Consider the following 13,104-nt stretch of genomic DNA (forward strand, 5'->3'; position numbering starts at 1 on the left):
CAGCGTCGGACTGAGCGCAAATCCTCCGGTGCCCTCAGAAGCCGAGGCGTCCGAGCTGCTTCGGGTCGCGCTGCCACTCCTTGGCCACGCGCACGTGCAGCGCGAGGTAGACGCGGGTGCCCAGCAGCGGCTCCAGCTGCGCGCGGGCGCGGGCGCCCACGTCCTTCAGCCGCGCACCCTTGCGCCCGATGATGATCGCCTTCTGGCTGTCGCGCTCGACGACGATGTTCGCGAAGACGTCGGTGAGGTCGTCGCGGCCCTCGCGCGGCGCGATGTCCTCGATCGTGACCGCGATCGAGTGCGGCAGCTCGTCGTGCACGCCCTCCAGCGCCGCCTCGCGGATGATCTCGGCGATCCGGTCCTCCACCGTCTCGTCGGTCACGACGCCCTCCGGGTAGAGGGCTGGTCCCTCCGGCAGGAGCGCGAGCAGCTCGTCGGTGAGCACGTCGAGCTGCTCGCCCGAGACGGACGACAGCGGGATGACGGCGGCCCAGTCCTCGCGCAGGGCGTTCACCTCGAGCAGCCGCTCCATGATCTCGTCCTTCGTCGCGGCGTCGGTCTTCGTGACGAGCGCGACCTTCTTCGCGCGCGGGTACCCGTCGAGCGACTCGACGATGCGGCGGTCGCCCGGCCCGACCTTCTCGGTGGCCGGCGCGCAGAACGCGATCACGTCGACGTCGCCGAGCACCTGCTCGACGAGGTCGTTGAGGCGCTGCCCCAGCAGGGTGCGCGGTCGGTGCAGGCCCGGGGTGTCGACGATCACCAGCTGCCCGGCGGGCCGGTTCAGGATCCCGCGGATGGCGCGGCGCGTCGTCTGCGGCTTCTCGCTCGTGATCGCGACCTTCTCGCCGACGAGCGCGTTGGTGAGCGTCGACTTGCCCACGTTCGGGCGGCCGACGAACGTCACGAATCCGCTGCGGTGCTCAGTCATCCGAGCGTTCCTTCCCCTTGCGGCCGCGGACGACCGGTGTCTCCCCCGTGGTGGCGCGCGCGCCGGGCACGACGATCTCGCCCGTGCGCGGATGACGCGAGCGCGCCTCCGCGAGGGCGCGCAGGCCCTCGCCGGCCTCGACGAAGACCGTCGCGAGACCGCGCCCGCGACCGCGCGAGGTGCCGCCCGTGATGACGAGGCCGTCGATCTCCACCGTCTCGCCCGGCTGCGGCACGTGGCCCAGCGCCTTGCCCAGCAGGCCGCCGATCGAGTCGACGTCCTCGTCCTCGAGCTCGATGCCGAACAGGTCGCCGACCTCCGCGAGCGACAGGCGCGCGGCGACGCGGTAGCTGCCGTCGCCCAGCTCCACGACCTCGGTCGTGCGGGGGTCGTACTCGTCCGAGATCTCGCCGACGAGCTCCTCGATGAGGTCCTCGAGCGTGACGATGCCGGCGATGCCGCCGTACTCGTCGACGACGAGGCACACGTGCACGGCCTCGCGCTTCATCTGCTGCAGCAGCGTCTCGGCGCGCATCTGCTCGGGAACGAACACGGCGGGGCGGGCCAGCGGACGCACGCTCGCATCGCGCCAACCCGGGGTGTCGCGGAAGCCGAACTGCACGAGATCCTTCAGGTACAGCACGCCCACGACGTCGTCGACCTCGCCGTCGACGACCGGCATGCGCGAGATCCCCGTGTCGAGGAAGGCCTGCAGCGCCTCGCGCGTGGTCACCGACGCGTCCACCGTGATCATCTCGGTGCGGGGCACCATGACGGCGCGCACCACCTGATCCGTGAAGTCGAACACCGAGTGCACGAGGTCGCGGTCGTCGTCGTCGATGAGGTCGTTCGAGGCCGCCTCGTCGACCATGCTCAGCAGCTGCTCCTCGGACTCGAAGCTGCGGCGGCCTCGGCCCGGCGTGACCGTCGCGCCGATGCCGACGAGCAGGCGCGCCACGGGCCCGAGCACGATGCGCACGCCGTGCACGAACGGCGCCGTCGAGCGCAGCAGCGGCTCGGAGTGGCGGCGCCCGACCGAGCGGGGGCTGGAGAACACCGCGACGAACGAGATGCCCGTCATGGCCAGCGCGGCCGCGAGCAGCGCCCACCAGATGCTCTCGAACAGCAGCGTGAACGCCGCGGTCACGAGCACGGCGGCGGATGTCTCCGACAGCACGCGCACGAACGCCACCGCGTCGCCGTGCGCGTCGGGGTCGTCCGCGATGCGGCCGAGGGCGCGGGCCTGGGCGGGGCGCGCCTCGGCGGCGAGGTCGAACAGGTCGCCGCGCGAGGTGACCGAGAGCGCGGCGTCGATCGCCGACATGAGGCCGCCGAGCAGGACGAGCAGCAGCGCGGCGAGGAAGAGGAGCGTCTCGACCATCACCGGGTGCGGCGGCGTTCCTCGGCCGCGAAGCCCGCGATGAGCTCCTTCTGCAGGCCGAACATCTCCCGCTCCTCGTCCGGCTCGGCGTGGTCGAAGCCGAGCAGGTGCAGCAGGCCGTGCGTCGTGAGCAGGATGAGCTCGTCCATCGTCGAGTGCCCCGCGGCCTCGGCCTGGGTCTCGGCCACCTGCGGGCACAGCACGATGTCGCCGAGCAGCCCGGCGGGCGTCGGCTCCTCCTCGGACCCGGGCCGCAGCTCGTCCATCGGGAAGCTGAGCACGTCGGTCGGGCCCGGCTCGTCCATCCACTGCACGTGCAGCGCCTCCATGGCGCCCTCGTCCACGAGCACGATGGCGACGTCGGCGTCGGGGCTGACGCGCAGCTCGCCCAGGTTGAACTGGGTCAGGCGCAGGAGCACCGACTCGTCGACCTCGAACCCCGACTCGTTGTTGATGTCGATCATGAGCGTCCTCCGTGCCCTCGTGCCTGGCGATCGCGGCGGATGGCGCCGCGACGCTCCGCGCGGTTCGCGAACTCCCGCGCCTCCTCGCGCTCGTGCTGCAGCGCGGTGCGCCGCTCGTCGTACTCGCTGTACGCGTCGACGATCCTGCCGACGAGCGTGTGCCGCACGACGTCGTCGCTCGACAGGCGGGCGAAGTGGATGTCGTCCACCCTGTCGAGGATGCGCGTCACCAGCCGCAGGCCCGACGTGCCGCCCGGCAGGTCGACCTGCGTGATGTCGCCCGTGACGACCATGCGCGTGCCGAACCCGAGCCGCGTCAGGAACATCTTCATCTGCTCGGGCGTGGTGTTCTGCGCCTCGTCGAGCACGACGAACGAGTTGTTCAGCGTGCGACCGCGCATGTAGGCCAGCGGCGCGACCTCGATCGTGCCGCTCGCGATGAGCTTGGGCACGAGCTCCGGATCCATCATCTCGTTGATGGCGTCGTAGAGCGGGCGCAGGTACGGATCGATCTTGTCGGTGAGCGTGCCGGGCAGGAAGCCGAGCCGCTCCCCCGCCTCGACCGCCGGGCGCGTGAGGATGATCCGCTCCACCTCGCGGCGCTGCAGCGCCTGGACCGCCTTCGCCATGGCGAGGTAGGTCTTGCCGGTGCCGGCGGGGCCGATGCCGAACACGATGGTGTTCTCGTCGATCGCGTCGACGTAGGTCTTCTGGCCGGCCGTCTTGGGCCGGATCACGCGACCGCGCGACGACAGGATCGCCTCGCCCATCACATCGCGCGGGCGCGGGCCGCCCTCCTCGCGCATCATGCGCGCCGACGATGCGACGTCCGCCGGCGCGAGGTCGTGGCCGCCGCGCGTGAGCGCGAGCAGCTCGTCCACGAGCGCGCGGGCGGCGCGGACGGCCGCCTCCTCGCCCGTGAGCGTGATCTCGTTGCCGCGCACGTGCACATCGACGTCGGGATGCGCGCTCTCCACCATCCGCAGCAGCCGGTCCTGGGGGCCGAGCAGCTGCACCATGGCCACGCCGTCGGCGTAGACGCGGTCGGTGTACGGGTCGGGATCAGCCAACGAGTCTCTTCTCCTCGAGTCCACCGGCCAGCACATGCGCATGGACGTGGAAGACGGTCTGCCCGGCGCCGGCGCCGGTGTTGAAGATCAGGCGGTAGTCGCCGTCCGCGTGCTCGGCGGCGACGCGGCCGGCCATCGCGATGACCTCGGCGAGCAGCGAGGGATCGCCCGCCGCGAGCTCGGAGACGTCGCGGTACCGCTGCGTCTTGGGGATCACGAGCAGGTGCACCGGCGCCTGGGGCGCGATGTCGCGCAGCACGAAGACGTGCTCGTTCTGCGCGACGATCTCGCCGGGGATCTCGCCCTGCAGGATCCGCGTGAAGAGGGACGGCTCGCTCATGTCCTCAAGTCTAGTGACGCGGGATCGGACCGCGTCGGGGCTCCCGCTCTCGGCGCCGCTCACCAGCGACCCAGGCGCGCGTTCAGCACGGCCAGCGCCGCGGGGCCCGCCGTCGACGTGCGCAGCACCGTGGCACCCAGGCGCGCCCGCGCGGCGCCCGCGGCCTCGAGCCGCTCGAGCTCCTCGGGCGCGATCCCGCCCTCCGGCCCCACGACGAGCAGGATCTCGTCGGCGTCGTCCACCGGCGCCGTGCTGAGCGCGGCGTCGGTCCACGGGTCGAGCACGAGCATGCGCGCGCCGCCCGCGCGCGCGGCGAGCTGCGCGGTCGTGACGGGCTCGGCCACCTCCGGGACCCACGAGCGGTGCGCCTGCTTGGCCGCCTCGCGCACGATCGCCTGCCAGCGCTCGCGGCCCTTCCGCGCCTTGGGTCCCTCCCACCGCGAGACGCTGCGCGCGGCCTGCCACGGGATCACCTCGTCGACGCCCAGCTCGGTGGCCGCCTGCACGGCCAGCTCGTCGCGGTCGCCCTTCGCGAGCGCCTGTGCGAGCACGAGGCGCGGGCGGACCGGCGCCTCCTCGCTGCGGCCGCTCACCCGGATGCGCACGTGCTTGGGGTCGGCCGCGACGACCTCGCCGTCCAGACGCACGCCCCGGCCGTCGCCGACCGTGACGGCCTCGCCCGGGCGGACGCGGCGCACCGCGGCGGCGTGATGGGCCTCGGCGCCCGTCAGCTCGATCTCGTCGCCGACCGCGGCCGCCGCGGCGGACTCGTCGAGGAAGTGCAGCGCCACGATCAGTTGCGGAAGCGGTCGCGCAGCTTGGCGAACAGGCCCTGGTGGTGCTCGGAGAGGCGCGGCGCCTGCGGCCGCTGGCGCTGCGCCAGCTCCTCCACGAGGGCGCGCGTCTTCGCGTCGAGCTTGGTCGGCGTCATCACCCGCACGCCGAGGCGCAGATCGCCGCGACGTCCCGAGCGCAGGCCGGTGATGCCCCGGCCCTCGATGCGCAGCTCGTCGCCGGACTGCACGCCGGGCCGCAGATCCAGCTCGATCGGCCCGTCGAGGCCCTCGACCGTCACGTGCGTGCCGAGGATCGCGTCGGTCATCGCGACCTCGACGACGGCGGTGAGGTCGTCGCCCTCGCGCCCGAAGACCGGGTGCGGCTCGATCTCGACCTGCAGGTAGAGGTCGCCGTTCGGGCCGCCGGCCTCGCCGACCTCGCCCGAGCCGGGCAGCTGCAGCCGCAGGCCGCTCTCGACGCCGGCGGGGATGTCGACCGAGACGGTGCGGCGGGCGCGGACGCGGCCGTGGCCGTGGCACGTGGGGCACGGCGCGGGGATGACCGTGCCGTAGCCCTGGCACGATCCGCACGGCTGCGTCGTGACCATGTTGCCGAGCAGGCTGCGCACCTGCGTGCGCACCTGGCCCGATCCGCCGCACACGTCGCAGCGCTCGGGATGCGTGCCCGGCTGGCAGCACGAGCCCTGGCAGGTCTCGCACAGCACGGCGGTGTCGACCTCGATGTCGCGGTGCGCGCCGAAGACGACGTCGCCCAGGTCGAGCGTGAGGCGCACGAGCGCGTCCTCGCCCCGCTGGCGCCGGTCGCGAGGGCGCCCGGCCCTGCCGCCCGCCGACCCGAAGAAGGTCTCGAAGATGTCGCCGAACCCGCCGAAACCGCCGCCGCCGAACGGCGACTCGTCGCCGCCCATGTCGTAGCGCCGGCGCTGCTCCGGATCGCTCAGCACGTCGTAGGCGTGCGTGACCGCCTTGAACTTCTCGGCCGCGTCCGGGCTCGGGTTGACGTCGGGGTGCAGCTGACGCGCCAGCTTGCGGTAGGCGCGCTTGATCTCCTCGTCGCTCGCCTCGCGTGAGACGCCCAGAACCTCGTAGTGGTCTGCCACAGTCGCCTTTCCGGGACCGCCCGAGCGGTCCGTCGCCGTGTCCGTCGCGCCTCAGCGGCGCGCGGCATCCTCGTCCAGCAGCCTCGTCAGGTAGCGGGCGACCGCCCGCGCCGCCGACAGGTTGCTGGGATAGTCCATGCGGGTCGGCCCCATCACGCCCACGCGGGCCGTGCCGATCCGCGAGTCGTAGTCGCTCGCCACGATCGAGGCGTCGCCCAGGCCGAACGGCGCGTTCTCGCGCCCGATGCTCGCCGCCAGGCCCTGGTCGTCGGGCTGCATCTCCGACATCAGCCGCAGCAGGGTGACCTGCTCCTCGATCGCCTCCAGCAGCGGGTGGATGCTGCCGCGGAAGTCCTGCTCGCGGCGCGCGAGCGTGGCCGCCCCCGCCATGACGAGCCGGTTCTGGCGGAACTCCGCCAGCTCCTCCGCGATCACCCGCGCGAGTTCGCGCAGCGTGCCGGCCAGGCGGTCCGCGGGGTCCGCGGAGCCCTCGAGCACCGCGGCGACGCGCTCCGAGCCCTCGCCGACCGAGCGCCCGGTGACGAGGGTGGCGAGCTGCGCGCGCAGCAGCGCCACGTCGGCGTCCTCGAGCGCGGCCGGCACGACGACGATGCGCTGCGAGACGCGCCCCGTGTCGGTGACGAGGATCACGAGCAGCCGCGAGGGCTCGAGCGCCACGAGCTCGAGGTGCGTCACGTTCGCGCGGGCGAACGACGGGTACTGCACGAGCGCGACCTGGCCGGTCAGCTGCGTGAGCAGGCGCACGGTGCGCGCGAGGAGGTCGTCGAGGTCCTGCGGATCGGCGAGGAACGTCGAGATGGCGGCGCGCTGCGCCGGCGTGAGGGGGCGGATCTCGGCGAGGTGGTCGACGAACACGCGGTACCCCTTGTCGGTGGGCACGCGCCCGGAGGACGTGTGCGGCGCCGTGATGAGGTCCTCGTCCTCGAGCATCGCCATGTCGTTGCGGATCGTCGCGGCCGAGACGTCGAAGGCGTGGCGCTCGACGATCGCCTTGCTGCCCACCGGCTCGTGCGTGTCCACGTAGTCCTGCACGATGGCGCGGAGCACCTGCAGGCCTCGTTCGGTGACCATCGCGCTCCCTTCTGGCACTCGATCCTGACGAGTGCCAATTCTAGCCGCTCGGGCGGGGAACCGGCGGCTCAGTCGGTCAGCGCGCGCACCACGGCATCGGCCAGCAGCCGCCCCTTGAGCGTCAGCACGATGCGCCCGCGGAGGGCGGCGGGACCCTCGACGAGCTCGTCGGCGATCAGCCCCGCCACGGCCTCGCGCCGCACGGCGGGCACCGTGGCCAGCTCCAGTCCCTCGCGGATGCGGCTCTCCAGCAGCACCCGCTCGAGCAGGCGCGCCGCCTCGTCCGGCCGCTCGCGAGCCGCCGCCGGGGACTCCCCGCCGGCGAGCCGCTGCGCGTACGCGGCGGGGTGCTTCACGTTCCACCAGCGCAGGCCGGCGACGTGGCTGTGCGCGCCCGGACCGAAGCCCCACCAGTCCTGCCCACGCCAGTAGTTCAGGTTGTGCCGCGAGCGGTGCTCCGGCCCGCGCGACCAGTTCGACACCTCGTACCAGTCGAAGCCGGCCGCCGCGAGGCGGGCGTCCGCGAGCTCGTACATGTCGGCCTGCACGTCGCCGTCCGGCTCCGGCACCTCGGCGCGCGCGATCTGCCTGGCGAGCTTCGTGCCCTCCTCGATGATGAGCGCGTAGGCCGAGACGTGGTCGGGCTCGAGCGCCAGCGCCGCGTCGAGCGATGCCGACCAGTCGCCCAGGGTCTCCCCCGGCGCGCCGTAGATCAGGTCGACGCTCACGTCGAGGCCCGCGCCGCGCGCGGCGGCCACCGCCGTGCCCACGTTGGCGGGCGTGTGCGTGCGGTCGAGCGCCGCGAGCACGCGCGGCACGGCCGACTGCATGCCGATCGACATGCGGGTGACGCCGGCAGCGGCGAGCTCGTGCGCGACGGCGTCGGTGACGGTGTCGGGATTGGCCTCCACGGTGACCTCGGCCCCCGGCTGCAGCCCGAACGCCTCGCGCACCGCGGCCAGCATCCTGGCCAGGTCGCCGGCCGGCAGCAGCGTGGGCGTGCCGCCGCCGAAGAACACCGTGCTGGCCGGACGCATCGCGCCCGCGCCGCCGAGCACGCCCTCGGCGAGCTCGACCTCGCGGATCAGCGTGTCGGCGTACATGTCCTGCCGTGCCCCGCGCAGCTCGGTCGCCGTGTAGGTGTTGAAGTCGCAGTAGCCGCAGCGCACGCGGCAGAACGGCACGTGCAGGTACACCCCGAGCTCCGCCTCGCGGTCGACGGGGAGGTCGGCGGGCAGCGCTCCGTCGACGGGTGCGGGGTCGCCCAGGGGCAGCGCCGCGCCCATCAGGTGCGCGCCGCCTTCGATGTCGGCCCGCGCATCAGGACGGCGTCGCGAACAGCGGCGAGATCGCGCGCAGGTAGCGGTCGAAGAGCGCGCGGCGACGGCGGCGGATCAGGCCGGGGAACAGCCGGCCCAGCGGCCGCGTGGGGCGGTCGAAGGCGCGCACCGTGAACCACACCTCGTCGTTCTCGCGCCACTCGATCATGAACGACTCCTCGCCGCTCACCACCGATCCGCCCACCGTGCCGAGCGCGAAGCCCACGCGACGCTGCTCCTCGACGACGAAGATCACGCGCAGCTCGCCGCCCGCGTGGTGCCCGTGCACCCGGCCCTGCAGGCGCACGGTGGCGCCGGCGCTCACGAGGGGCGTGCCCTCGGCGTCGAAGCGCTGCTCGCTCTCGCCGAAGCGCTCGCCGCCGTCCATGCCGGCCGGCGCGATCGGCCGGCCCTCGCCGTCGAAGCTCACGCCGGTGTACGCGGGACCGGCCGCGGGGCGCACCTCGAGCACCTGCAGCTGCGCGCCGCGCTGCGCCGCCCACGACAGCAGCTCCTCGGCGGCCGCGCGGAAGCGCTCCTCGCCGCTGCCGATGCGCCACTCCTCCGCCGCCGGAATGCTCTTCTCCGGCGGGTACTGCAGCAGGTCGTCGGCCTGCGTGCCGCCGACGGCGGCGTAGTCGACGGTCTCGTCTCGGAACGTGCCCCGGCGCATGGTCACAGCCTACCCAGGGCTACTTGCCCTTGGTCTCGACGTCGCCCGAGAGCGCCGCGATGAACGCCTCCTGCGGCACCTCGACGCGGCCGACCATCTTCATGCGCTTCTTGCCTTCCTTCTGCTTCTCGAGCAGCTTGCGCTTGCGCGTGATGTCGCCGCCGTAGCACTTGGCGAGCACGTCCTTGCGGATCGCGCGGATGTTCTCGCGCGCGATGATCCGGGCGCCGATCGCGGCCTGGATCGGCACCTCGAACTGCTGCCGCGGGATCAGCTTGCGCAGCCGCTCCGTCATCGTCGTGCCGTACGAGTACGCCTTGTCGCGGTGCACGATGGCGCTGAACGCGTCGACGCGGTCGCCCTGCAGCAGGATGTCGACCTTCACGAGGTCGGCCTCCTGCTGACCGGCCGGCTCGTAGTCGAAGCTCGCGTAGCCCTGCGTGCGGCTCTTCAGCTGGTCGAAGAAGTCGAACACGATCTCGCCGAGGGGGATCGTGTACTTCAGCTCCACGCGCTCCTCGGAGAGGTAGTCCATCCCCTCGAGGCTGCCGCGCCGGTTCTGGCACAGCTCCATGACCGTGCCGACGTAGTCCTTGGGCGTGAGGATCGACGCGCGCACGATCGGCTCGCTGACGGCGCCGATCTTGCCCTCGGGGTACTCGCTCGGGTTGGTCACGACGATGCGCTGGCCGGTCTCCGTGAGCACCTCGTAGATCACGCTCGGCGCGGTCGTGATGAGGTCGAGGCCGAACTCGCGCGAGAGCCGCTCCGTGACGATCTCGAGGTGCAGCAGGCCGAGGAAGCCGCAGCGGAAGCCGAAGCCGAGGGCCACCGAGGTCTCCGGCTCGTAGACGAGGGCGGCGTCCGAGAGCTTGAGCTTGTCGAGCGCCTCGCGCAGCTCCGGATAGTCGCTCGCGTCGATCGGGTACAGACCCGAGAACACCATGGGCTTCGGCTCCACGTAGCCCGCGAGCGCGTCGGTCGCGGGCTTGCGCGCGTTCGTGACCGTGTCGCCCACCTTCGACTGGCGCACGTCCTTCACGCCGGTGATGAGGTAGCCCACCTCGCCGACGCCGAGGCCGCGCGTGGGCTGCGGCTCGGGGCTCGACACGCCGATCTCGAGCAGCTCGTGCGTCGCCTGCGTCGACATCATCTGCACGCGCTCGCGCGGCTCGAGCCGCCCGTCCACCATGCGCACGTACGTGACGACGCCGCGATAGGCGTCGTAGACCGAGTCGAAGATCATGGCGCGCGCCGGCGCGTCGGCGTCGCCGACCGGCGCCGGGATCTCGCCCACGAGCCGGTCCAGCAGCGCGTCGACGCCCTGCCCCGTCTTGCCCGACACCCGCAGCACGTCCTCGGGGTCGCCGCCGATGAGGTCGGCGAGCTCCTTCGCGAACCGCTCGGGATCCGCGGCGGGCAGGTCGATCTTGTTGAGCACCGGGATGATCGTGAGGTCGTTCTCGAGCGCCATGTAGAGGTTGGCGAGGGTCTGGGCCTCGATGCCCTGCGCCGCGTCCACGAGCAGGATGGCGCCCTCGCAGGCGGCGAGCGAGCGCGAGACCTCGTAGCTGAAGTCGACGTGCCCCGGCGTGTCGATCATGTTGAGCGCATACGTGGTGCCGTCGACCTCCCACGGGATCCGCACCGCCTGGCTCTTGACCGTGATGCCGCGCTCGCGCTCGATGTCCATGCGGTCGAGGTACTGCGCGCGCATGTCGCGGTCGGCGACCACGCCCGTCAGCTGCAGCATGCGGTCGGCCAGGGTGGACTTGCCGTGGTCGATGTGGGCGATGATGCAGAAATTGCGGATGCGCTCGGGCGGCGTCGCGGCGGGCTCGAGCGGATTCAGGGCGCGTGGAGACATGTTCGTCCGATTCTACGGTGCACACCCACCGCCATAATGCGCGCCACGGTGGGAGCAGATCGCTCAGATTCCGCGCGTCAACGCCACTCAGACGCGGCGGAATGCTCAACACGAGTTGATCACGGTTTCCTCACGAAGTACGGCTCCGTAACAACCCCGGAACATCCGGTGTGTGAGAGTGACTGTCAATCGGGCGGCTGTCGCCCGGAGTACGGCAGTGACCGGAGCACCAGTCACATCCCGTGATCACATGAACACAAGGAGAAGGAATGCGTCTGCGACGTATCTACGCGGGAGTGGCCGCTGCGGCCGCACTCGGCCTGGCCCTGACGGCCTGCGCGCCCGCCGACACCGGTGACGGCGGCGACGGCGACGGCGGCACCGCCAGCCAGTCGATCTCGGCGACCGTGGGCCCGGTGGACTTCACCAGCTACAACGGGTTCGCCAGCGCCTCGTACAACACGTACAACTCCGCGATCGTCGACCTGCTGAAGGTGGGGTTCGTCTACTACGGGCCCGACGGATCGATCGTTCCGAACGAGGACCTGGGCTCGTTCGAGCTCGTCAGCGAAGACCCCATGGTCGTCGAGTTCACCATCAGCGATGACGCTGTGTGGTCGGACGGCACGCCCATCACGGTGGCCGACGCGATCCTCGCGTGGGGCATCCAGAACCCGAACCTCAGCACCGAGGTCGACGAGGACGGCAACCCCGTGCCGCTGTTCGACTCGGTCTCGCAGGACCTCGGCAACACCGTTCCCGCGGGCCCGCAGGGCGACCCGAGCGGCAAGACCTTCACCATGGAGTTCGCCGCACCCGACCCCGACTGGCAGATCCAGACCTACCTCCTCGACCCGGCCCACGTCGTCGCGGAGCAGGCCGGAATGACCGTCGAGGAACTCACGGAGGCGATCCTCTCGGGCGACTCCGAGGCGCTGGCGCCGGCCGCCGAGTTCTGGAACAACGGCTGGACGACCGAGCCGGGCACGCTGCCCGACACCGCCCTCATCCCGTCGTCGGGCCCGTACATCCTCGACTCGTGGAGCGCCACGCAGTCGGTCACGCTCAAGGCCAACCCTGAGTACTACGGCGAGCAGCTGGCGCCGCAGAACGACGAGCTCGTGTTCCGCTTCATCGACCAGGCGTCGATGCCGCAGGCGCTCCAGAACGGCGACGTCGACGTGATCGCCCCGCAGCCCACGGTCGACACCATCAACCAGCTCGAGGAGATGGGCGACGCCGTCAGCGTCTACACCGGTCCCACGCTCACGTGGGAGCACCTCGACCTCAACCAGCGCGAGGGCGCGATCTTCTCCAACGCGGAGCTGCGCAAGGCGTTCGCCATGTGCGTGCCGCGCCAGCTGATCGTCGACAACCTCATCAAGCCCCTCGACCCCGAGGCCGAGGTGATGAACTCGCGCGAGGTGTTCCCCTTCCAGGAGAACTATGACGAGGTCGTCGCCGCCTCGTACGACGGCCGGTACGACGAGGTCGACATCGAGGGCGCGAAGGCCATCGTCGAGGCCGAGGGCGCGACGGGCACCGAGGTGACCATCAAGTACACCGCGGGCAACCAGCGCCGCGCCGACGAGGTCGCCATGATCAAGTCGTCGTGTGACGAGGCCGGCTTCAACATCGTCGACGGCGCCACGGAGGACTTCAGCGCCGACGCCGCCGCGGGCAACTTCGATGTGGCGCTGTTCGCCTGGGCCGGCTCGGGCCAGATCACCTCGGGGCAGAACATCTACGCCTCGGGCAAGCCGCAGAACTGGGTCGGCTACTCGAACCCCGAGGTCGATGCCGCTTGGGACACGCTGGCGAGCTCGCTCGACCCGGAGGTCCACCTCGAGCAGACGAAGATCATCGAGAAGCACCTGTGGGACGACCTGTACAGCATCCCGCTCTTCGCTCACCCGGGCGTGGACGCGGCCTCCAGTGACATCGCGAACGTGGAGCACACCACGACGCAGAGCGGCGTCACCTGGAACGCCTACGCCTGGAACCGCGCGGAGTAATCTGCCAGCCTGACGTACCCCGGTGGGGGGGGGGGGGGGGGGGGGGGGGGGGGCG

Annotated in this window: 12 protein-coding genes; 1 reads left to right on the plus strand and 11 read right to left on the minus strand. The window is 71.8% G+C overall.

Annotated features, from left to right (window positions below; translation table 11 throughout):
- Positions 1-34: 34 nt before the first annotated feature.
- The 11 genes from era to lepA form a co-directional block, all read right to left on the minus strand.
- Positions 35-931 (minus strand): GTPase Era, encoded by an 897-nt coding sequence (gene era, locus ACODR5_RS10410; RefSeq protein WP_449854224.1) that lies wholly within the window; start codon positions 929-931, stop codon positions 35-37.
- Positions 924-2,312, minus strand: coding sequence for a hemolysin family protein (locus ACODR5_RS10415; protein ID WP_488983589.1), 1,389 nt, complete (start codon positions 2,310-2,312; stop codon positions 924-926). Before ACODR5_RS10415 ends, era begins: the two co-directional genes overlap by 8 nt.
- A complete protein-coding gene (ybeY, locus tag ACODR5_RS10420) occupies positions 2,312-2,776 on the minus strand; it encodes an rRNA maturation RNase YbeY (protein WP_449854226.1) in 465 nt (154 codons plus the stop codon). Before ybeY ends, ACODR5_RS10415 begins: the two co-directional genes overlap by 1 nt.
- Complete coding sequence (locus ACODR5_RS10425) at positions 2,773-3,795, minus strand: PhoH family protein (RefSeq protein WP_488983596.1); 1,023 nt, start codon at positions 3,793-3,795, stop codon at positions 2,773-2,775. The genes ybeY and ACODR5_RS10425 overlap by 4 nt, the downstream gene beginning before the upstream one ends.
- 43 nt (positions 3,796-3,838) lie before the next feature.
- Positions 3,839-4,186 (minus strand): HIT domain-containing protein, encoded by a 348-nt coding sequence (locus tag ACODR5_RS10430; protein ID WP_488983590.1) that lies wholly within the window; start codon positions 4,184-4,186, stop codon positions 3,839-3,841.
- Positions 4,187-4,245: 59 nt separating this feature from the next.
- On the minus strand, positions 4,246-4,977 hold the full coding sequence (locus ACODR5_RS10435) for a 16S rRNA (uracil(1498)-N(3))-methyltransferase (protein ID WP_449854228.1): 732 nt from the start codon (positions 4,975-4,977) through the stop codon (positions 4,246-4,248).
- 2 nt (positions 4,978-4,979) lie between these two features.
- On the minus strand, positions 4,980-6,083 hold the full coding sequence (dnaJ, locus tag ACODR5_RS10440; protein ID WP_460815598.1) for a molecular chaperone DnaJ: 1,104 nt from the start codon (positions 6,081-6,083) through the stop codon (positions 4,980-4,982).
- A gap of 51 nt (positions 6,084-6,134) precedes the next feature.
- A complete protein-coding gene (hrcA, locus tag ACODR5_RS10445) occupies positions 6,135-7,175 on the minus strand; it encodes a heat-inducible transcriptional repressor HrcA (protein ID WP_488983591.1) in 1,041 nt (346 codons plus the stop codon).
- A 68-nt stretch (positions 7,176-7,243) separates the two neighbouring features.
- Positions 7,244-8,461: a radical SAM family heme chaperone HemW gene (gene hemW, locus ACODR5_RS10450; RefSeq protein WP_488983592.1), complete on the minus strand. Its 1,218-nt coding sequence runs from the start codon at positions 8,459-8,461 to the stop codon at positions 7,244-7,246.
- A 34-nt stretch (positions 8,462-8,495) separates the two neighbouring features.
- Complete coding sequence (locus tag ACODR5_RS10455; RefSeq protein ID WP_488983593.1) at positions 8,496-9,167, minus strand: DUF1990 domain-containing protein; 672 nt, start codon at positions 9,165-9,167, stop codon at positions 8,496-8,498.
- 19 nt (positions 9,168-9,186) lie between these two features.
- Positions 9,187-11,034, minus strand: coding sequence for a translation elongation factor 4 (gene lepA, locus ACODR5_RS10460; RefSeq protein ID WP_460815605.1), 1,848 nt, complete (start codon positions 11,032-11,034; stop codon positions 9,187-9,189).
- A 269-nt stretch (positions 11,035-11,303) separates the two neighbouring features.
- Between lepA and ACODR5_RS10465 the strand changes: the two genes are divergently transcribed.
- Positions 11,304-13,049, plus strand: coding sequence for an ABC transporter family substrate-binding protein (locus ACODR5_RS10465; protein WP_488983594.1), 1,746 nt, complete (start codon positions 11,304-11,306; stop codon positions 13,047-13,049).
- The last annotated feature ends 55 nt before the right edge of the window (positions 13,050-13,104 follow it).

Source organism: Microbacterium sp. FG3, from assembly GCF_057809335.1.